The organism is Kineococcus sp. NPDC059986 (assembly GCF_040702905.1).
GTDB lineage: Bacteria > Actinomycetota > Actinomycetes > Actinomycetales > Kineococcaceae > Kineococcus.
Genome location: NZ_JBFBND010000057.1, coordinates 1 through 20,964 on the forward strand (window position 1 = coordinate 1; position 20,964 = coordinate 20,964).

A 20,964-nucleotide genomic window follows, 5' to 3' on the forward strand; every position below is an offset into this window, starting at 1 on the left:
TCGGTGAGCTGGATCTCTGGTGGTTTCGGTCCGCGTACGCGTGCCATCGCCCCAGCTTACGAAGCCGACAAGGAATTAACGACTCACGACACTAGGGCGACCGCTCGTCGCCGATCGATCGGACGCTCGCGGCGACGTCTGCCCCAGCCACGCGGCGGCGGGTCAGCCGAGAACCCCGCGCGGACGACAGAGCGTTCCGCGACCTCCTGCCCGAGTCGCCCCACGACCTCGCCACTCCCTCCCGTGCTCTCAGGTCGGTCGAACGGTTCCCACCTCGACGATCGCTGCCGCGGACGCTGCAGGGGAACCCGGCGAGGACGAGTTCACCCGGAGCCACGCTGGAAGAGGCGGGTTGTCGTGCCTTGGTGCGAGGATCGACCGGTGGCCCTCGCTGATGACCGTCGCACTGTCAGCGCCTTCGCCGATGCGGTCGCCCGGCACCGTGACGACGCCACCGTGGGCGAGGTGCTGTCGCAGGGCGCCACGTCCAGCGCCCTCCTCGAGGTCCTGGCTGTCGATGAGCAGGTGGACTGGCTCGGTTGGGCCTGGGAAGCCCAGACCGGGCGTCCGGGTTCGTGGTGGCTCGTGGCCCTCTGTCCGAGGCGGCTTCTCGGTGTGGGCCCACCTGCACAGCCGACACCCGTCCGTCGCGGGCGGGAGAAGGATGCGACGCTCGCGGTTTCCTCACCGGCGTCGTGGCAGCTGCCCCGGGAACGCTGGCGAGCTCACCTCGTCGAGGCGGACGTCGTCTTGGAGGTCGCCGGCGCCTCCCCGTTGCGGGTGCGTGGGGCGGGTGACAGAGGTGCTCTCTTCGGAGTACCCGGCGCCACCGGGCCGACACCCCCACCGCAACCGCGGGCAACGCTCCCCACCACGACCTCGGGTTCACGGTCCGGCAGGAAATCCGGCCCGGTCGCGCCTCCCCGTGGCGGGGCGACGGCCGACGACCTCAGGGCTGCTCCCGCGGCCGAGGAACCGGCTCCCGCGCCTGGCGACAGCGCCGTCGAGATGCGACTCACGAGGGAGTCCACCGGTGTGGTGGGCCCCGCCGGTGATGCCGGCCTCGAAGACCTCCTGAGTCGTCAGCTGTTCCGGCTGGGGCTGAGCGCCGGGTCGGTCGGGGTCCCCGGAGCGGCCGGCGCGATCGACGACGTCGAGTCGGTGGAAGGGCTGCACGTGGTGTGGGGCGTTGCTCGCCGTTCGCGGTGGGGGGTCGGTTTCGTCGCTCGAAGGGGTCTGACGCTCCAGCCGGATCACGCCTCCGAGGTTCGTTCTGCGGCGGGACCGCTGGTCGCGGTCCTGCTGCATGCCGGCCGGTGCGGCGAGGCCTTCGGTCGTCGTGCCGACGAGTTGGGTCTTGCGCTGTTCGCGTGGGAACCGGACGCCGATCCCTGGCCCAGCAACAGGCACGCCGAGGTGCTGGTGGAGGCGGTGGCTGCTGCTGCGGTCCCGGCACGGGGCGAGGCCTCCACCGCGGCTCCACCGGACTCCGCTCCCGTTGTGCGCCGGGTGGCCACGGAGGCCGAGGTCGCAGAGGCGCGAGCGTTGAGTCAGCGGTACTTCGATCTCGCCGTGTCAGCCTTCACCGCAGTGGCTCAACGCATCATCTCCAACGCACCGCACGCGGGGACACCGGCAGTCCGTGCGGCGCACGTGGAACTCGCCACGGTGGAGGGGGTGGTGCGAACAGTCGGCCGAGAGACCCTGCCGCTGGAGGCGTTCGTGGAAGAGGTGGCTCGCATCGACGAGGCCCGCCAGAGGCTGGAACTCTTCGTCTGACACCGGCGCTCTGCGGGGTGGTGGTCGGTGAGCACCTCGTCGTGCGCGGCCTGGTCCTCCCGGTCGTGGGTTCGCAAGCGTCGGGGCCGGACGGGGTCCCGGGCAACGTGCCGGGCCCGCTCACCGCCTGGACCGGTCACGCACCGGTCCGGTAGAGGTCGGGACGACGTTCGGCCAGGTGGTGCAGCGTGCGCCGCGCCCGGTCGACCTCGTGGTCGACGTCGACGGTCGCCTCCGCCAGCCCCCCCTTGGACCCGGTGCGCGCCAGCACGTCCCCGCCGGGACCGACGACCTTGGCCTGGCCGAGGAAGCGCAGGTTCCCCTGGATGCCGGTCTGGTTCGAGGACACCCACACGACCTGGTTCTCCGCGGCGCGGGCGGAGTCGTAGAGGTCGAACAACCGGGACTGCCGGTCGTTGGGCAACCGGGCCGCCCGGTCGGTGACGCTGGCCGGCCACGCGGACAGGCACGCGATGGTCCGGGCCCCGTCCAGGGCCAGGGAACGGCTCGCCTCCGGGAAGGTCTTGTCGTAGTCGATGAGCATCCCCAGGCGCCCGACGGGTGTGTCGAACGCGGTGAACGAGTCCCCGGCGGACAGCACCTTCGCCTCACCGGCCGGTTGGTGGACCTTGCGGTGCCGTCCCAGGACGCCGTCACCGCTCACGCAGACCGCGGCGCTGAACCAGCACAGCTGCCCGTGCAGGACGACGGCCTCGGTGTAGCCCAGGCACACGGTCAGCGGCCCGGCGGCGCGGGCCACCGCGGCGATCTCCTCGCACCCCTCCACCAGGGCGGGCGGGGGGCCACCGACGTCGGGGTCCTCCAGGTCCGACAGGTACCCACCGAGCGTCCCGTGGGGGAGCACGAGCAGGTCGGAACCGTTGCGCCGCGCGCCGTCGACGACAGCCAGGGTCTTCTCCACGCCGCGGGCGAGGTCGCGCCCGAAGTGCGCCGCCGCGGCCGCGATGCGGACGGGGCCGCCGGTCTCACTGGTCGTGGTCATCGCAGGTGATCCTCCCCGATGCGGTGCTGCCGGGGCGCCAACGGCTGCGCCGCACCTTGCCGGTGTCGTCGCGCAGCGGGTCGCGCACGACCGTCCAGGAGACGGGACGCGCGACCGGTTCGAGCCTCGCCGAGCACCACGTGGCGAGGACGTCGTGCGGGTCCGGCGTCCCGTCGACCAGTTCGACGACGGCGTGCACCCCGCCGGTTCCTCCCGCCTCGACCGCGACCGCACTGCGGACGCAGAGGTGCTCCTCCAGGACGGCCTCGACGTCGGCCGGCGCGACGCGGGTGCCGTCCACGGTGATGAGGTCGTCGAGCCGGTCCCCGACGAAGAGGTACCCGTCGGCGTCGAGCCACCCGCTGTCGCCCAGCGTGTGCCAGCCGTCGCGGACCAGGGGGTGCGCCCCGACGTAGCCGTAGGTGGGGTGCTCGCGGCGCATCAGCACCTCACCGACCTCCCCCGGCGCGCAGTCGCTGAGGTCCGGCCGCACGACGCGGAACCGCGATCCCGGGAGCGGCCGCCCCACCGTCCCGGGTCGCAGCGTCCAGTCGTGCCCGTCGACGAAGGCCAGCCCCTGGGACTCCGTGCCGGCGTACAGCTCGTGCACCCGGTCCGGACCCAGCCAGTCGATCCACGCCCGCTTCAGCCACGGGGCGCAGCGGGCACCGAGGTGCAGGACGGCCTCCAGGGAGGAGACGTCGGTCCGGGCGCGATCGGGGTGGCGCCACACCGCGTGCATCATCGACGGGACGAGGACGGCCCAGGTCACCCCGTGACGGGCCACCGCCCGCAGCCACTCCCCGGCGTCGAAGCGCGGTAGGACGACGAGTTCGTGGCCCGTCGTCAGTCCGCGCATCGCGTACACGAAGGGGGCGGCGTGGGTCAGCGGACCCGCTACCAGTTGCACTGCCGAGCGCGGGACGAAGGGAGCCACGCGCGCCCGCGGGTCGACGCGGGCGGGGGCGGCGGCGCGGACGACCTTCGGGCAGCCGGTGCTGCCCGAGGACGTCGGCGCCTTCCAGCAGGAGGCCGCGAGGTCCGGCAGCGGGGGCGCGGAGGAGGGACCGTCCGGGGGTCCGGGGACGTCTTCGACGCGGTCGAGCACGACGGCGGGGCGACCCGCGGCGAGCACCGCCTCCCGGTCGGCGGGGTCCATCCGTGGGGACAACGGCTGCGGGGTGGCACCGGCCTTCCACGCCGCCACGAAGGCGACGACGGCCTCGAGGCCGTTGGGCAGCGCGACCGCGACGAGGTCGTCGACGCGGACGCCCTGTGCGAGCCAGCGGCGTGCGACGTCGTCGCTCCACTCCTCCAGCTCCTGTCGGGTCAGGACGCGGCCGGCGCAGCGGACGGCGACCGCGTCGGGGTCGCGCCGGGCCCACCAGCGCAGCGCTGCGCCGATGGTCGGCGTCGCCTCCACGGAGCCGGTCACGGTGCTTGTCACGGGGCGGGTCACGGGGCGGGGACCAGGCGCCGGTAGAGCCTCAGGTGCGCCTGCGCCGCGGCAGCCCACGTGTGGGCGGCCACGAGGTCGGCGCCCACCCGCCGGCGTTCCCGTTGCCGGGGCCCGTCGGCGTCGGTGACGGCCGCGTGCAGGGCGGTGGCGATCGCGGGGACGTCGGCGGCGAAGGTGGCCGCGCCGGTGAAGACCTCGCGCAGCACCGGCAGGTCGCGGGTCACGAGCGGTACGCCCGCGGCGAGGGCCTCCATGGCCGCGAGGCCGAAACCCTCCTTGGTGGAGACGAAACCCATGGCGGCCGCGCCGGCGACGAGCGAGGGCAGGTCCTCCTGGGCGACGGGCCCCAGGACGTGCGGGTCGACGCGCAGGTCGCGGGCGAGCCGGTCGAACTCGGTGCGGTAGTCGCGGTAGTCGAACAACGTCTCCCCGCCGGCGACGACGAGGGTGACGTCGGGGAGGTCGCGGCGCAGCAGGGCCACGGCGCGCAGGAGGTCGGTGCTGCCCTTGCGCGGTTCGATGCCGCCGACGGCCAGGACGTACCGCCCGAACCGTTCGCGCCAGTGCGCGCGGCGTGCCCGTGCGGGGGGTGTGTCGGCCGCCGCCGCGGTGAACGGTCCGGCGTCGACCCCGTTCGGGACGACGACCGGGTCGATGCCCCAGCCGGCGCGGACCTCGGCGGCCACTGCCTCCGACACGCACACGTGGGCGAACGGTTCGACGATCGCCCGCTCGTGGCAGGCCGCCAGTTCCGGGGTCGTGAAGGTGTCCAGGTGGTGGACGGTGCGCACGCACCGGCCGACGGCGTTGGCGCTGATGCAGTCCTGGGCGTGGACGACGTCGTAGCCCGCGGGGTCGAAACCCCGGCGCAGCACCTCGATCGACCGCAGGATCCGCGCCCCCACCGTCTCGCCCTCGCGCGCCGCGAACTCCACGACGCGGACGTCGACGCGCGGGTCCACCGGCCGGAAGAACGTCTGGTCGCCGCCGCGGCCCAGCGTCCACACCGACACCTGCGCGCCGGCCTCGACGAGCGCCTCGGCCAGGGCGAGGGTGTGGACGACCCCGCCGCGGGGTTTCGTGGAGTAGGTCGTGAGGGCGATGCGCATGTCAGCCGACGCCCACCGTCCGGTGCTGGTGCTGGTGCTCGTGCTGGAGCGGGAGTTCCACCACGGGCGGCGCGTCGGGGGTCGCGGCGGTGATGCGGTCGGCCAGGAACTCCGCGTCCCGGGCCACCCCGGCGAAGCGTCCCGAGCCCCACGTGTGCATCCAGGGCAGCCCGAGGAAGAACAAGCCGGGGGTTCCCGTCACCCCGCGGGTCTGACGGGGCCGTCCCCGGCCGTCGAAGACGCCGACCTCGATCCAACGGTGGTCGGCGCGGTAGCCCACGCTCCACACGACCGACGTGACGCCCGCGGCCGCCAGGTCGAGTTCCGTCTCCTCCCGTTCGGGCCTCCAGACGGGGGAGTACCGGTCCTCGACGGGTGCGTGGATCCCCTGCCCCGCGATCCAGCGGTCGATGCCGTCCTTGATGGACTCCGCGACGGCGTCGGCGTGGTCGAGCGCCGCGGCCAGCGTCGGGGTGAACCGGGCGATGCCGTCGCGCACGTCCACGAGGCGTCCGTGCAACCCCATGCCCTCGAGGGCGAAGGCGCGCAGGTCGATGTCGCGCCCGCCGTCCCGCCCCGTCATGTAGTGGTTCGTCTTCTCCTGCGCGGCAGCGCCTCCGGGGACCTCGGTGGCGGTGACGTCGTAGGTGCCCATCTCCTCGAGCCAGGCGATGCAGTCCCGGCCGCGGTAGCGACGCGCGCAGCGCGGCGCGTTGCCGACGGCCAGGTGCACCCGCCGGCCGGCCAGGTGCAGGTCCTCGGCGATCTGTGCTCCCGACTGACCCGACCCGACCACGAGGACCGCCCCGGCGGGCAGCTGCTCGGGGCCGCGGTAGGCGGAGGAGTGCAGTTGCGTGACGTCCCGGGGGAGCCGCTCTGCGGCCGGTGGGACGACGGGGGTGTGGTAGCCGCCCGTCGCGACGACGACGTGCTCGGCGCTGAACGGTCCGGCGGAGGTCTCGAGGGTGAAACGGTGCTCGCCGTCCTGCCGCAGGGACGCGACCTCCACGCCCTCGCGCACCGGGGCGCCGAACGAGCGGGCGTACTCGGTGACGAAGCGGTGCACCTCGTCGCGGGGCATGAAGCCGTCGGGGTCCGTCCCGCCGAACTCACCCGTGTAGGACCACCCCGGCAGCCGGCACTGGAAGTTCGGGGTGACGAGGGTGAAGGCGTCCCACCGCCCGTCCAACCACTCGTGCGCGGTGCGGTCGCGTTCCAGCAGGACGTGGTCGACGCCGCGGTCGGTGAGGTGCCGGCTCAGGGACAGGCCGGCCTGCCCGGCGCCCACGACGACGACGGTGTGGTGCTCGGCGAGGGGTTCGGCGAGCAGTCCAGCGGGGGTTCCGGTGGCGTTCACGGGGTGGCTCCCGGGGTGGGTGGCAGGGGCGGGGTGAGGTCCAGGACGCGGACGGCGGCGGTCGGAGCGAAGCGGGCCGCGCGGACGGTGAGGTCCTCGAGTTGCGCGACGGCTGCGCTGCAGCCCATCCCGTACCGGGCGCGGACCCGCTCGCCGGCCTCTGTCAGCGCCGTCCGGCAGCGGGTCGTGAACTCCTCCACGGAGTAGCTCTCGCCCACGGTGAGGTGGTCGTGGACGACGAGCGAGGGGGAGTAGCAGCGCTGCACGGTGTCGTCGGGCCAGCGGACGGTGAAGGTCATCTCAGGCAAGTGCGGGCACCTCCTGCCGGAGCGCGTGGGTGTTGGGCGCGACGATCGGGCCGTAGGCGTCGGGCCGTCGGTCCCGCAGGGCGAACATCGCGCGCCGGGCGGCCGCGAGTTCGGCGGCCACGTCGACGTCGGCGACCGCGATGCCGGCCTCCACGCCGGTGTCGGCCAGCACCTCTCCGCCCGGGCCGACGACCTTGGCGCTGCCGACGTAGCGCAGCGAGCCGAACGTGCCGGCCTGGTTCGCGGCCACCCACACGACCTGGTTCTCCAGGGCCCGGGCCTGGTCGTAGAGGTCGAACCGCTTCTTCCACCGGTCCTGCGCCAGGTCACCGGACGCGGCGGTGCGGGAACCGGGCCAGGCGGAGATGCTGACGACGACCTCCGCCCCGTCGAGGGCCGCGGCGCGGGCGGCCTCGGGGAACGCCTTGTCGTAGCAGATCTGCAGTCCGATCCGGCCGACCGGGGTGTCGAACGCGTCGAAGGTGGAACCGGCGGCGTAGGAGAGGTTCTCGCCGAGGGGTTGGTGGACCTTGCGGTGGTGGCCGAGGATCCCGTCGCCGGTGAGGGCGACGGCCGTGTTGTAGAGGTCCGTTCCACCGTCCTCGCAGATCCCCAGGACGACCACGGTGTCCCCGGCGAGCTGCTGCACCCGGCGCAGCTCGGGACCGTCGAGCCGCAGCGGCGGCGGTCCGGAGCGGTCGCGGCGCGAGGTGGCGGTGCCGCGGTCCTGCGCCGACCCCAGGGACGACAGGTACCCGCCGAGGCAGGCCTCGGGGAACGCGACGAGGTCGGCCCCGTCCGCCTGTCGCAGCACGCGGTCGATGGTCGCGTAGGCGTGGTCGAGGTCGCGGCCGAAGTTCTCCGCGACGGCGGCGAGTCTGGTGGTGGTCATGCGGTTCCCATCCCCGTGACGGGGCCCGGGAGGGCCGTGGTCACGTCTCCGTCGGGCCAGCGCAGCGACACCCCACGGGTGCGCGCGTGCAGCCGGCCGATCGTGGTCGTGGTGGCGGGCCCCGCGGGCGCGGGGGGCCGGTCCGGGGCGTCGGCGGTCACCATGCCGAACCCCGGGAAGCAGGTGAACCAGTCGCCGACGGTGGTGCCCGCGGGCCGGGGGACGGCGGTGACGTCGACCTCCGCCCCGACCCCGCTGGCCTCCGCGAGCATCCCCACGGTGCCGAGCAACCCGGCCATGCTGACGTCCTTGGCCGCCGCTGGGCGTGTCCGGGACACCGCGGACCCCATGGCCCGCAGGTCCTCTCCGCACCGCCAGGACGTGGAGTCCCACTGGGTGCCGGTGTAGCCGGGCCGCCAGCCCCCCTCGAGGTCGACGGTGAGGGACAGCGCGTGGCCGGCGCGACCGCCGCCCGCGGGGACGGGGTCGGACGTGCGTCCCAGCGCCGTCACCGACAGCGCGGCGGGAACCCCGAACTGGGTGTGCCCGCCGAGGACGGGAACGCCCCAGGCCCGGGAGGCGTCCGTGAGGCCCTCGACCACCGCCCGGACGTGCTCGGGGGTGGGGGCGCCGAGCGCGTCCAGCAGTCCGACGGGTGCGGCCCCCATCGCGGCGAGGTCGTTGAGGTTGACGAGCACCGCGCACCACCCGGCCCACCCAGGGTCGCGGTCGACGAGGGAGGGCAGGACGGCGTCGCAGGCGGCGACGACGTCCGTCCCCGGGACGGGGGACCCGTCGTCCCCCACGAACCCCGCGGGCGTGCTGACGAGGCCGTCGAGGACGCCTGCGAGCGCGGACTTCGTGGCCCGGACCAGCCGCTCCACGCGGACCACGGGGTACCGCACGAGGGCGTGCGGTGTGCCCTGCACCTCGACGTCGCGCACGTGCTCCCAGCCGAGCCGGCGGAACAGGACGGCGCTGCGCCGCTGGACCGTGGCGTCGAACCGCAGCGCCCCCAGCTCCTCGGCGTGCGCGCAGGCCGCCCGCACCAGCGCCGACCCGACCCCGCCCAGGGTCCGGGCCCCCGGGGCGACGGCGAGGCGGCTGCCCCGCCACCAGCCGACGTCGGGTTCGTGGCACGGCGCCAGGCGCACCCCGCCGACGACGGAACCGTCCGCCGTCCGGGCCACGAGGACCCGACGGCGGGGGTCGTCGTCCGCGGCGTCCCCGTCGTCGCCGCTGAACAACCCCTGCTCGGCGACGAAGACGTCGCGTCGCAGGGTCCGGTACGCGCGTTCGGCGGCGGAGTCGGCGACCTCCACGTGGAACGCCGACCGGGGACGGGGCACCCCGGCCAGGGCCGGTACGTCCAGCGGCGCCAGCAGGCTGTGCGGGACCGTCAGGTCCGCGTCCACGGGTCAGGCTCCGAGGTTCTGCAGGACCGAGCAGGCCCCGCACGCGGCGCAGCCGGCCATCTGGTCCGCACCCCGCATCCCGCTGTCCCGCAACGCGTCCGCGACACGTCGCGAGACGTCCTCGAGCACGGCGGGGTCCGGGGCGGTGGCGTGGTCGACGTCCACCGCCAGGGTCCCGGCCAGGGGCCGGAACGGCACGACGAACGGGTACACGCCGAGGTCGGCGAGCCGGCGGGCCCCTTCGACGAGCTCGTCGGGGTCCTCCCCGAGGCCCACGAGCAGGTACGTCGAGACCTGGTTGCGGCCGAACACGCGGACGGCCTCGGTCCAGGCGGCCCAGTACTCCGCCAGCGGGACGGTGGACTTCCCCGGCGTCCACCGCCGGCGGACGGCGTCGTCGAGGGACTCGACGTGGATGCCGACCGAACCCGCCCCGGCCTCCTTCAGCTCGGTGAGGGTGGCCAGGTCGGCCGGCGGTTCGCACTGGACCTGGACGGGCAGCCCCGGGACGGCGTCCTGGATCGCCCGAACGCACCGGGCCAGGTGACGGGCTCCGCGGTCGGGGGCCGTGGACGTCCCCGTCGTCAGCACGACGTGCCGGATGCCGTCGAGGTCGACCGCAGCCCGGGTGACCTCGGCGAGGACCACCGGCGTCTTGACCGCGATCGTGGCGCCGGAGGCCAGGGACTCCTCGATGGCGCAGAACCGACAGCGGTTCTCCGGCGCGTAGCGCGAGCACGTCTGGACCACCGTCGTGGCCAGGACGTCCCGGCCGTGCAACCGCGCGACCTTCTCGTAGGGAGTTCCGTCCGCGGTGCTCAGGTCGTAGAACCGGGGCCGGCGCACCGCCTCCACGGTGACGCCGAGGTCGGTGACCGCACCCGTCTGCTCCAGGAGCAGCCGCCCGTCGCGCACCAGGTAGGGGCTGTCCGGCCGCAGCGGGACGGCCGAGGCGAGGCCGCCGAGGACGACGTGCCCGTCGTCGGTGGGCCCCGCCCCGCCGCGGCGCTGCACCGGGGCGGCCAGCCGCACCCCGCGGATCGCGACGTCGACGCGGGTCGCCACCGCCTCCGCGGGACGCGCTTCGCAGGTCACGGCGTCCTCACACCATGTAGGTGGAGTTGATGATGGCGCCCTTGCGGGCGTAGTGGATGACCGCGTCCTGCACGTCGAGGGGGTGGCACGGGACGACACCCTCGATGAGGTCCTCCTCGCGGTTGCCGTGCAGGGCGAGCCCGAAGCGGCAGCAGTAGACCGTGCCGCCCTCCTTGATGAAGGTCTCCAGGGCCCCGTTGATGTTCTGCTCGCCCGGGAACCCCGAGTCCCCGACCGTGGGGAAACCGCGGGTGGCGACGCAGTTCATGGCGCCGGGGCCGTAGAAGTAGATGGCGGACTCGAACCCCTTGCGCAGCGCGCGGGTGGCCTGCAGGACGGCGACGAAGCTCACCGAGGACTCGTGCGCGATGCCGTGGACCAGGGTGAAGTACGTCTCCCCGCCCTCGGCCTGGTAGTCGGGGAAGACCTTGGTGGAACCGTAGAGGTTCTCGCCCTTGGGCTTGCTGGGGTGGGGGATCTCCGCGAGGGACTTGGCGATGTTCGCCTTGATCTGCTCCTCGATCGCGGTGTCGGTCCCGGTGGTGGTGGTCGTGGTGGTCACGGTGCTCTCCTCGGTGGGTCCAGGGGTGGTGGGGGTCAGCCGTACAGGCTGGTGAAGTTGTCCTGCAGGAACATCCGCGTGAGGTCTCCGTCGCCGGAGGCCGCTCGCATCCGGGCGAGTTCCCCTGCGTGGTCGCCCCAGGGTTCGTCGGAGGCGAAGAGGACGCGGTCCCCGCCGACGCCGCGGCGTTCGATCTCCGCCGCGAGCCAGCGGGGAGCGAACCCGATGGCCCAACTGGTGTCGGTGTAGACCTGCTTGCCGGCCTCGATCCAGTCGAAGAACCGGCCACCGATGAGTTTGATGTGCGCGCTCATCCCGCCGCCGAGGTGCACGAGGTGGATGCGGACGTCGTCGCCGTACCGCTCGACGAGCTTGCCCACCTCGTCGATGTCGGAGGCGGCGCCGGGGGAGGTGTGGACGTGGACGACGAGTCCGAACTCCCGTGCGGTGCCGAAGATCTTCTCGATCTGCGGCTGGGACGTCGGGTCGTCGACCCCGCCGCCGAGCAGGAAGCTCGTCTTGAGCGCGACGACACCGGGTTCGCCGGCCAGGGCGAGCGCGGTGTCGGTGAGGGTGGCGTCCTCGGCGCGCGGGGAGGTCCACAACCCGCACACGAACCGGTCGTCCTTCGCCGTGGTCTCCAGGACGAGGTCGTTGAGGGCGAAGGAGGCTCCGGCGACGGGAACTCCGTAGTTCGGGAGCAGGAGGGCGCGTTCGGTGCCCTCGCGGTCGAGGTCGGCGAGGAGGTCCGAGACCTGGTCGCGGGCCGTGGTGTCGGGGTTGACGGGAGGGCCGCCGTAGAAGGGGTACGCCGGCAGCCGCCCGATGTGGCGGTGCGCGTCGTGGGTCCGGTTCACAGCACAGAGTCAACGCGCGAACTGTTTCGAGGTGGTTTCACCGAGAACATCTCTGTGTTTCGCGTTCCGCACACCGCGTCAGCTGTGGCCCGGTCGGCCGACGGTGCCGAGGAGCAGTTCGTCGACGAGCAGGACCTGACGTTCGGCGGGGTAGCCTGCCGGGTCGAGCACGGCCTGGACGGCCAGGCCCAGCACGGCCGCGTGCAGGACCTCGGCGCGCTCGTCGACCCGGCCCGCGTCCTGGCCCTCGTCCTCGTCCTCGTCCTCGTCCTCGACGGTGGCTGCGACCAGGTCCCGGACCCTGCTGCGGCTCGCCCGGTAGCGCTGGGCGTGGTCCGCGGCGTGCCCCGCGTCGGCCAGGGCTGCGTCCCAGGAGGAGATCCAGATCCGGTTGGCCGTCCGGGACTGCGCGTCGAGGGGGAGCATGTCGAGCAGGGCCGCTCGCAGTGCCGGCAGACCCGGGGCGGCGTTGCGGCGGGTGCACGCGGCGCTGTGGTCGGCCAGCAGTTCCAGCGCGAACGTCGTCAGGTCCCGCTTGCCGGCGAAGTAGTGGGTGACCACCCCCGTCGAGGCGCCCATCTCGGCCGCGACGGCCCGCATCGACAGGCCCGCGAAACCGGCGCCGTCCAGGACCCGCCAGACGGCAGCGGCCAGCTCCTCGCGACGCTGCTGCTGGCGGGGGTTCGTGGGCGCGCCCGGCTCCGTCATGTCCGGAAGTCTGGCTGACACAACGACCGTTGTGTCACGCTGGGGTGGTGTTCGGCCTCACGATCGGTCCCGGTGCCCAGCTTCGTCCGCCGGAGGTCTGGCACGCGCAGCAGATGGCGGAGCACCTCGACCGCGCCCGCGAGCACATCAGGCCCTGGGTGGGGGAGTCGTTCGTCACCGACACCGTCGAGGGGGCCGCCGCCACTCTGGGCCGCTACGCCACCGCGGCCGCGGCCGACGGGGCGCGGCTGTTCGGCATCTGACTCGAGGGGCGGCTCGTCGGCGGCGTCATGTTCGTGACGTTCAGTCCCACCGCCGGGACCTGCGAGCTCGGGTGCTGGCTGGAACCGGACGCCGAGCGTCGTGGCCTGGTGACGGCCGCGGCCGGGCACCTCCTGGACTGGGCCCTCGTCGAGCGCGGGCTCCACCGCGTCGAGTGGCGGTGCCGGGCGGACAACGTCCGCAGCGCCGCGGTCGCCCGGCGGCTCGGCATGACGCTGGAGGGGACCCTGCGTGGGGCGTGGCGCAACGGGGGCGCCTTCCACGACAAGCAGGTGTGGGCGCTGCTGGCTGCGGACCGCTGAGGGGGCGCGTCCTCACGACCGACGGTCTGCTGCGGCCGAACCCCTCCGGGACGGGGCGACGCTGCGCCACGATGGGGCGTGTGACTCTTCCACGCGTCCCGGTTCGGCTGTCCCTCGCTCTGGCGGTCGTGCTGGCCTCCTCCCTCGTCGGCGCCACGACGGCGCAGGCGAACTCCTCCTTCGACCCGCTGCTGCCCAGTGCGCGCAGCGGTGGAGGCGACCGCTACGAGACGGCAGCGCTCATCGCGACCGGCGACTGGGTGCGGGCGACGTCGGTCGTCGTCGCCAACGGGGAGCGGAACGGCATCGACGCGTTGTCGGCCTCCTACCTCGCCGGTGTCCTGAAAGCACCGATCCTGCTGACCACGCACGACGGCGTACCGGCGTCGACAGCGGCCGCCATCGCCCGGCTGGACCCGGCGCGCGTCGTCGTCGTGGGCGGCGAGTCGTCGATCTCGGCGGCGTCCTTCGCCGCCTTGACCGCACACCGCGTGGGGGAGCGCATCGCCGGTGACGACCGGTACGAGACGGCAGAACTGCTCGTCGCGCGAGGCGCCGAGTTCTCGGGATCGTTGCCGACCCAGGTGTTCCTGGCCCGAGGGGACTTGTACGGGAGTGCCGTCGCGGCGGACGCGCTCGCCGCCTCCCCCGCGGCCTACCACGAGGGGATGCCGGTCCTGCTGACGACGACGACGGAGTTGCCCGAGGCCACCGCCGACGCGTTGTACGGCCTCGACCCCGGCTTCGTCCTCGCGCTGGGTGACGAGAACGCGGTGCCCGACGAGCAGTTGGACGACGTCTGCGACCTCACCAGTGCCTGCGTCATCGACCGGGTTTCCGGGCAGGACCGCACCGCGACCGCCACGGCCCTCGCCGACTGGTGGGGCCAGGGCAGTCACACCGTCGGCCTCACCAACGGGTACTCCATCGACGCCCTCGCCGCCGGACCCGCCGCGGGAAAGAACCGCTACCCGCTGCTGTTGTCCGGCTCCGCCGTTTCGGCGGGGGAGGCGACCCTCGCGTACCTGCGCCGCAACTCCGCCGACCTGTGGGCTGCCAGGGTGTTCGGCGACGCGAAGGCCGTGTCGGCAGCTGCGCTGGTCGAAGCTCGCAGCGCCGCCGGCGGAACGGCGCAGGTGGACCCCGTCCCGGAGGTGGAACGACCCTCACCGGTCCCGTTCACCGTCGCTCCGCTGCGGCCGGGGGACAGGACGCTCACGGTGACCTTCGGTGCCGACGTCGACCCCGCGAGCATCACCCCGGACGACTTCCAGACGCGGTCGGTGGTGCAGATCGTGCGTTCCGCCGTGTCCGTCGAGTACGACGCGGCGACGCGCACCGCCACCGCCCACCTGTTCGAGAACGCGCCGTTCCTCGTGGGGGACTCCGTCGTGCTGTTCCCGAACTCCTTCACGTCCGCGAGCGGCACCACCTTCCCGGCGTCGAGGACCACGGTGGACACCCAGGTGCTCGCCCAGGCCGTCCTCGCCGGCGGAACGGTGTCCATCGACCTCCCCGGAGTCTCGCCGAGCCTCACCCCGGTCGTGACCGAAGCCGTCGTCGGGAAGGACTTCGCGATCGTCGACGGGCAGTCCGGCCGCGACTTCTCGGTGGTGGGGTCGACCACGGGGAAGACCGTCACCTTCGACGCGCCCACGGCACCGGGGAGGTACCAGTACACCGTCTCCCTCGAGACCGCCTACGAGTACCAGGACCCGACTCCGCGAGTGGTGGCGTCCGGAGACGTGGTCGTGTCGTAGGGCCTCCAGGTCACGGATGCTCGACGGCGGGCGGGAGGCGACGACCGAGGAGGACCGCGCCACCGGCCGCGGCCAGCATGCCGAGGGTGACCACGGCGACCCAGGAGTTCGGGGATCCGCTCCCGATCAGGAGTCCGGCGAGGGGCGGACCGATGAACTTCGAGACCGGGTAGGTGGCCGAGTTCGCGGCGTTGTACCGGCCACGGAGGTGTTCCGGTGCCAGGGCGTTCGGCACGGCGTTGATGACCGGGCTGAGGAGGGTCTCCCCGACCCCGAACACCGCCATGGCACCCACGAGGAGGGATCCCGCAGCCACCGGCGGCAGTCCGGGCAGGCTCGCGACCCCGGTCAGCCCCCACGTCGCCGCCCCCGCCAGGGCGCACAGGACGAGCAGCCGGCTGCGCCGGAACCCCCTGGTCCACCGTTCCACCGGCAGTTGGAACACGATGATCGCGGCCGTGTTCGCCGCGAAGCCCAGTCCGACGACCCGGGCGGAACCGCCGGGTGCCTGACTGACGAAGGCCGCCCAGGGGCCCTCGGTCTGCGAGCTGCCGAAGACCGCGAGGGCCAGCAGCACTCCGAGGTAGGCGGTGAAGCGCCTGTCGCGCAGCACGGTCCGGTATCCACCCGGCACGACCTGCCCGGTGTGGTGGGGGTGCGCCCGCCAGCCCGCGGTGTTCCGCAGCCCGACGAGGAGGATGAGGGCGAAGACCGCGGTCGTGGCGCCGTCGAGCAGGTAGACGAGGTGGAAGCTGTTCGGGTGCGCGACCGAGACCGTCGTCGCGGCGATGAGGGATCCGACACCGATCCCGACGTTCATCAGGCCGAAGCGCACGGCGAAGGCGCGCGATCTGTGCTCGGGCGGGACCTGGTGGGTGACGAGCCCGTTCAGGCTGGGCCACACGAGGGAGTTCCCCATCGACATCACGGTCAGCCCCGCGGTTCCGGCCACAGGTTCGCGGGCCAGGCCGAGGAGAACGGTGCCTGCGGCCTGGAGCACCAGACCGAGGACGGCGACCCGTCCCAGTCCGACCCGGTCGGCGATCACCCCGCCCGCGGCGCCGGCGCCCAGGGCGAGTGCAGCCGCCGCAGCGACGACCACCCCCGCGAGGGGCAGCGGGAGACCCAGGATGCGGTGGAAGTAGACGAAGGTGAACGGCAGCGTCAGCCCGAGGCCCACGGACGTGACGAGCGTGCCGAGCAGGGTGGCCCGGAAGGCTCGGAGTTCAGCGGTCGGCGCCGCCGCGACCGGGCCCCGAGTGCGGGACGGGGAGAAGAAGGCACGGAGGGACCCGACGGGTCGAGGAGGCACGGGAGTCGTCCGATCTGGTCGTTCGCCGTCAGGCGAACCGGCATCAGAGGAGACGTGGCCTCATCGCAGAGTAGCGGATGGAACTCCTCGACCACGTCGCGGTGGAGGAGGACGACCGGAACTCTCAGGACCGGTAGCGCCCCCGGAAGCGGGGGTCCTGCTCCCACCACAGGCCGTTCCCCTCGGGTGCGGGGTCGTCCCCCGCGGCCGGGGTGGAGCTCTGCGGTGACCGCGTGGAGGAGGGAGCGGCGGCGACCCCGGCCACTGCCCGCTCGTCCAGCTGGGCGTCGACCCGCTTCGCCTCGCGCTCGTCCGCCCGGATCCAGCGGAGGAACAGGGCCCCGATGAAGGGCAGACCGGCGATGTCGCCACCGATCCACAGGACCCCGGCGCCGATGATCTGGTCGGTCCGCACGTCCGGACCCCAGGCGCGGTGCAGTGCCGTGTAGTACTCGGCGGCCCGCAGCGGCCCGAACCACAGGACGAGACCCAGGCCGGCGTCCGCGATGACCTCGACGAGGCTGATCGCGAAGGACACCAGGTGGGTGTCCTGACGCGGCGTCGGGTCGACCTGCAGGCGCGTCCAGAAGTAGACGAAACCGCAGCAGAGGAGGACGAGCCGCGCCACCGCGTCCGCGCTCTCGTGCCGCAGCGTGAGGTCGTACAGCGGGGTCAGGTACAGGACGTACATGGGCACCATCAACACTCCGGTGACGACCACCGGGAACGTCAGCGCTCGCGCGAGGTCACCGCGGCCCCACCGCCCGAGGGCCTCCCGCTGCCCGGCGCTGAGCAGCTGGGCCGCCGCGGTCAGCGGCGCACCCATGGCCAGCAGCAAGGGCACGACCATGAGCAACGCGACGTTCTGCACCGCACGGACCCAGAAGAGCGTGTCGTCGTAGACCCCCAGGCCGCTGCACGTCAGGAGGACCGTGAGGAGCAGTCCCGCCGCGAAGGACACGGATCGAGTTCTCGGCCACGAGGAGCAGCGGCGGACCGCCACGGTGTACGCCACTCCCACGACCACTGCTCCGCAGAGCGCGGGCCAGTCGACGGTCCACCGCGTCACCAGACTCGACCACGTCATCACGTCGTCCACCGCGGAACCCCGCGCCCCTGCCAGCACCGGCGCAGGATAGGCGCGTTCCCTGGCGGTTCCCCGGGCCCTGGTCCAGTTGCCCGGCCGCACTGGCGACGCGAACTGTCGAGGCTGTGCGCGAGGTGGGCTCCGTCTGAGAGGGGACGGACGCGAGGTGTGGAGGAGCTGAGTGACCGCCGCCGCCGACGTCGCCGCCTCACGACCGCACGATCGCGGCGATGCCGACGGACGCCCTCTCGACCGTCGCATCGGCCTCCCGTAGGTGGTGGTTCCCGTCATCGACCTCGTCGACGTGCCGCGGGCGCGGAGCGGGTGTCACAACCGCTGAGTCCGCAGGCGCAGGGCGTTGGTGATGACGCTGACCGAGGAGAGCGCCATCGCGGCGGCGGCGATGATCGGGGAGAGCAGCAGCCCGAACACCGGGTACAGGACTCCGGCGGCGACCGGGATGCCCGCGGCGTTGTAGACGAAGGCGAACACCAGGTTCTGCCGGATGTTGCGCATCGTCAGCTGCGAGATCGACCGGGCCCGCACGATCGCCGTCAGGTCCCCCTGCAGCAGGGTCACCCCGGCGCTCTCCACAGCCACGTCGGTGCCCGAACCCATCGCGATCCCGACGTCGGCTGCGGCCAGGGCGGGTGCGTCGTTGACGCCGTCCCCGGCCATGGCCACGACCCGGCCCTCGGAGCGCAACCGCTGCACGACAGCGCTCTTGCGGTCGGGCAACACCTCGGCCTCGACGCGGTCGATGCCGAGGCCGGCCGCGACCGCCTGCGCGGTGACGCGGTGGTCGCCGGTGAGCATGACGATCTCCAAACCCGCCTCCCGCAGCTGGGTCAGCGCGGTGGCGGTGGAGTCCTTGACCCGGTCCGCGATGGCGATGACCGCCACGACCCGCTCGTCCACCGCGACCAGCACGGCGATGGCGCCGGTCGAACGGACGTCCTCGGCGACGGCCTGGGCGGGGCCGGCGTCCAGACCCAGCGAGGACACCAGCCCGGCACTGCCGATGGCCACCCGTCGGCCGTCGACGACGCCGGTCACCCCGCGTCCGGCGGGGGCTTCGAAGTCCTGCACCGCGGGCAGCGTCAGTCCCCGCCCTTCGGCGGCGCGGACGAGGGCCTCGCCCAGCGGGTGCTCCGAACCCTGTTCGACGGCAGCGGCCAGACGCAACACCTCGGTCTCGACCGCGTCGCGGTCCCCCTCGACGTGATGGCCCTCGTCGTGACCGCCCTCGGTCGGGGTGGTGGGAACCAGGATGATGCGGTCCACCGACGGGCGGCCCTCGGTGAGGGTGCCGGTCTTGTCCACGACCAGGGTGTCGACCTTCTCCAGTCGTTCCAGTGCCTCGGCGTTCTTGATCAGCACACCGGAGCGGGCACCGCGGCCGACACCCACCATGATCGACATCGGTGTGGCCAGACCCAGTGCGCACGGGCAGGCGATGATCAGCACCGCGACCGCCGCGATCAGGGCGTGGGCGAGCCGGGGATCGGGACCGGCGACGGCCCAGACGACGAACGCGACGACGGCCACCGCGATCACGACGGGGACGAACACGGCCGAGACCTTGTCGGCCAGTCGTTGGATGGGCGCCCGGGAACGTTGGGCGTCGGCGACCATGGCCACGATCCGCGACAGCACCGTGTCCCGTCCGACGGCGTCCGCGCGCACGACCAGCGTCCCGCCGGAGGCGATGGTGCCGCCCAGCACCCGGTCGTCGACGGTCTTGGTGACGGGCATCGACTCCCCGGTCACCAACGCCTCGTCGACGGAGGCGCGGCCTTCCAGCACGGTGCCGTCGACGGGAACCTTCTCCCCGGGACGGACCCGGAGCCGGTCCCCGAGGACGACGTCGTCGAGGTCGACCTCGGTTTCTCCGCCGGCGTCGTCGAGGCGGCGAGCGGTCGTGGGCGTCAAGTCCAGCAGGGCGCGGATGGCGCCGGAGGTCTGCTCGCGGGCCCGCAGTTCCAGCACCTGACCCACCAGGACGAGCACGGTGATGACGGCGGCGGCCTCGAAGTAGACGTCGACCGTTCCCGTGTCGTCGCGGAACGCGGCCGGGAAGATGCCCGGGGCGACGGTGGCCACGGTGCTGAACACCCAGGCGACCCCGGTGCCCATGGCGATGAGGGTGAACATGTTCAGGTGGCGGGAGCGGACCGACGCGGCGCCGCGGACGAAGAACGGCCACCCGGCCCACAGCACCACCGGGGTGGCGAGCACGAACTGGATCCAGGTGGAGACGTCGCTCGGGATCGCCTCGTGCACGGCGGGGACGAGGTGCCGACCCATCTCCAGCAGGAACACCGGCAGCGCCAGCGCGAGTCCGACCCAGAACCGGCGGCGCATGTCGACCAGTTCGTGACTGGGGCCGGTCTGGGCGGTGACGACGACCGGTTCCAACGCCATGCCGCAGATCGGGCAGCTGCCGGGTCCGTCCTGGCGGACCTCCGGGTGCATCGGGCACGTGTACTCCACGGCCTCACCGTGGCCAGCGTGCACCGCGACGTCGGCGGTCTCGCCGACGTGGCCGCCGTGTTCCTGGTGGGCTGCGGTGAAGCGGTCCGGATCCGCACTGAACGCGGTCCGGCAACCCGGGGAACAGAAGGACCAGGTGCGTCCGTCGTGCTCGGCGGTCGTCGACGTGGCCGGGTCGACGCGCATGCCGCACACCGGGTCCACCGCGGACGGGGGAGTCTCGAGCCGCGGGTCGTCGTCGCGAACACTCATGACCTCATGGTACCCCTGGGGGGTACCAGGGCGCGAGGGGTGTGACTGTGGGTGGGTGGACCCACCCACCCACCAGTCGCCCGGCCTCAGCCCATCGAGGTGAGCATCTGCTGCATCTGCTCGATCTGAGCGCTCTGGCTGGTCACGATCGAACCGGTGAGTTCCTTGGCCTGGGGGTTGGAGCCCTGCTGCTGTTCGGTCTCGGCCATCTGGACCGCGCCGGCGTGGTGCTCGACCATCTGCTGCAGGAACGTCCGGTCGAAGTCGGTGCCCATGGCGTTCTGCAGCTGGGTCGTCTGCTCCTCGCTCACCATCCCGGGAACCCCCGACGTCGGGGAGCCGCCCGTGGAGGAGTGGTCCATGCCCCCCATGCCTCCCATGGCCCCCGTCGACGGCGCGGCCGTGGCGGGCGCCCCCCAGGCGACGAGCCAGGAACTCATGGCCTCCATCTCCGGTTCCTGTGCAGCCTTGATCTTCTCGGCCAGGTCCTTCACCTGCGGGTTGGACGAGCGGGTGGCGGCCATTTGCGCCATCTCCAGGGCGCCCTGGTGGTGGACGATCATCGCCTGGGCGAACACCACGTCCTGGTCGTTGTGCTCGGCGTCGACGGTGCCGGCCGAAGGGCTCGCCGATGTCGTCGAGGACCCTGACGACATCGACATCGACGAGTGGTCGCCCATCGAGCCGCTGCTCGCTCCGCCGCAGGCGGCCAGGACCAGCGACAGCGTCGCTGCGCCGCTCAGGGCGGCCAGTCGAGCGAGCGGGCGGGTGGTGGTGTTGGTGGTGCGCATGACGGGTGCATCTCCTCGGGTGGGTCAGAGTGGAAGGCACGACGGAGCAGCGGGGGGGGGGGGGGGGGGGCCGGCGCGGGGGGGGGGGGGGCGGGGGGGGGCGGGGGGGCGGGGGGGGGGGGGGGTGGTGGGTGGTTTGAT

17 protein-coding genes and 1 pseudogene are annotated in these 20,964 nt (G+C 73.2%); 3 read left to right on the forward strand and 15 right to left on the reverse strand.

The window, feature by feature from the left end:
• The first annotated feature begins 381 nt into the window (after positions 1-381).
• Complete coding sequence (locus tag AB0637_RS23900; protein ID WP_366175223.1) at positions 382-1,779, forward strand: hypothetical protein; 1,398 nt, start codon at positions 382-384, stop codon at positions 1,777-1,779.
• Positions 1,780-1,915: 136 nt separating this feature from the next.
• Here the strand turns inward: AB0637_RS23900 and AB0637_RS23905 are convergent, their stop codons facing one another.
• The 11 genes from AB0637_RS23905 to AB0637_RS23955 form a co-directional block, all read right to left on the reverse strand.
• A complete protein-coding gene (locus AB0637_RS23905) occupies positions 1,916-2,782 on the reverse strand; it encodes a carbon-nitrogen hydrolase family protein (protein WP_366175224.1) in 867 nt (288 codons plus the stop codon).
• On the reverse strand, positions 2,766-4,217 hold the full coding sequence (locus AB0637_RS23910; protein WP_366175225.1) for an AMP-binding protein: 1,452 nt from the start codon (positions 4,215-4,217) through the stop codon (positions 2,766-2,768). Before AB0637_RS23910 ends, AB0637_RS23905 begins: the two co-directional genes overlap by 17 nt.
• A gap of 20 nt (positions 4,218-4,237) precedes the next feature.
• Positions 4,238-5,350: an MSMEG_0565 family glycosyltransferase gene (locus AB0637_RS23915; protein WP_366175226.1), complete on the reverse strand. Its 1,113-nt coding sequence runs from the start codon at positions 5,348-5,350 to the stop codon at positions 4,238-4,240.
• A 1-nt stretch (position 5,351) separates the two neighbouring features.
• Positions 5,352-6,707 (reverse strand): MSMEG_0569 family flavin-dependent oxidoreductase, encoded by a 1,356-nt coding sequence (locus AB0637_RS23920; protein WP_366175227.1) that lies wholly within the window; start codon positions 6,705-6,707, stop codon positions 5,352-5,354.
• A complete protein-coding gene (locus tag AB0637_RS23925; RefSeq protein WP_366175228.1) occupies positions 6,704-7,015 on the reverse strand; it encodes an MSMEG_0570 family nitrogen starvation response protein in 312 nt (103 codons plus the stop codon). Before AB0637_RS23925 ends, AB0637_RS23920 begins: the two co-directional genes overlap by 4 nt.
• Positions 7,008-7,907 carry a carbon-nitrogen hydrolase family protein gene (locus tag AB0637_RS23930; protein WP_366175229.1) on the reverse strand — a complete coding sequence of 300 codons (900 nt, stop codon included), beginning with the start codon at positions 7,905-7,907 and terminating at the stop codon, positions 7,008-7,010. The genes AB0637_RS23925 and AB0637_RS23930 overlap by 8 nt, the downstream gene beginning before the upstream one ends.
• The gene (locus AB0637_RS23935; RefSeq protein ID WP_366175242.1) at positions 7,904-9,256 is read right to left on the reverse strand and encodes an MSMEG_0567/sll0787 family protein; all 1,353 of its coding nucleotides are present in this window, start codon (positions 9,254-9,256) and stop codon (positions 7,904-7,906) included. The genes AB0637_RS23930 and AB0637_RS23935 overlap by 4 nt, the downstream gene beginning before the upstream one ends.
• A 69-nt stretch (positions 9,257-9,325) precedes the next feature.
• The gene (locus AB0637_RS23940; RefSeq protein ID WP_366175230.1) at positions 9,326-10,417 is read right to left on the reverse strand and encodes an MSMEG_0568 family radical SAM protein; all 1,092 of its coding nucleotides are present in this window, start codon (positions 10,415-10,417) and stop codon (positions 9,326-9,328) included.
• Between the two features lie 7 nt (positions 10,418-10,424).
• The gene (locus tag AB0637_RS23945; RefSeq protein ID WP_366175231.1) at positions 10,425-10,979 is read right to left on the reverse strand and encodes an MSMEG_0572/Sll0783 family nitrogen starvation response protein; all 555 of its coding nucleotides are present in this window, start codon (positions 10,977-10,979) and stop codon (positions 10,425-10,427) included.
• 35 nt (positions 10,980-11,014) lie between these two features.
• Positions 11,015-11,836: an amidohydrolase family protein gene (locus AB0637_RS23950; RefSeq protein ID WP_366175232.1), complete on the reverse strand. Its 822-nt coding sequence runs from the start codon at positions 11,834-11,836 to the stop codon at positions 11,015-11,017.
• 78 nt (positions 11,837-11,914) lie between these two features.
• The gene (locus AB0637_RS23955) at positions 11,915-12,544 is read right to left on the reverse strand and encodes a TetR family transcriptional regulator C-terminal domain-containing protein (RefSeq protein ID WP_366175233.1); all 630 of its coding nucleotides are present in this window, start codon (positions 12,542-12,544) and stop codon (positions 11,915-11,917) included.
• Positions 12,545-12,591: 47 nt separating this feature from the next.
• Between AB0637_RS23955 and AB0637_RS23960 the strand changes: the two are divergent.
• A pseudogene (locus AB0637_RS23960) lies at positions 12,592-13,128 on the forward strand (GNAT family protein).
• Between the two features lie 80 nt (positions 13,129-13,208).
• Positions 13,209-14,888, forward strand: a complete 1,680-nt coding sequence (locus AB0637_RS23965; RefSeq protein WP_366175234.1) for a cell wall-binding repeat-containing protein — start codon at positions 13,209-13,211, stop codon at positions 14,886-14,888.
• A 10-nt stretch (positions 14,889-14,898) separates the two neighbouring features.
• Here AB0637_RS23965 and AB0637_RS23970 read toward each other — a convergent pair whose 3' ends face one another.
• The 4 genes from AB0637_RS23970 to AB0637_RS23985 all read right to left on the reverse strand — a co-directional run bounded on the left by AB0637_RS23970 (position 14,899) and on the right by AB0637_RS23985 (position 20,823).
• Positions 14,899-16,200: an MFS transporter gene (locus AB0637_RS23970; RefSeq protein WP_366175235.1), complete on the reverse strand. Its 1,302-nt coding sequence runs from the start codon at positions 16,198-16,200 to the stop codon at positions 14,899-14,901.
• Between the two features lie 124 nt (positions 16,201-16,324).
• Entirely contained in the window at positions 16,325-17,287 is a 963-nt protein-coding gene (locus AB0637_RS23975) for a cytochrome c oxidase assembly protein (protein WP_366175236.1), read from the reverse strand.
• Positions 17,288-17,614: 327 nt separating this feature from the next.
• Entirely contained in the window at positions 17,615-20,032 is a 2,418-nt protein-coding gene (locus tag AB0637_RS23980) for a heavy metal translocating P-type ATPase (RefSeq protein ID WP_366175238.1), read from the reverse strand.
• Between the two features lie 86 nt (positions 20,033-20,118).
• On the reverse strand, positions 20,119-20,823 hold the full coding sequence (locus AB0637_RS23985; protein ID WP_366175240.1) for a DUF305 domain-containing protein: 705 nt from the start codon (positions 20,821-20,823) through the stop codon (positions 20,119-20,121).
• Between the last annotated feature and the right edge of the window lie 141 nt (positions 20,824-20,964).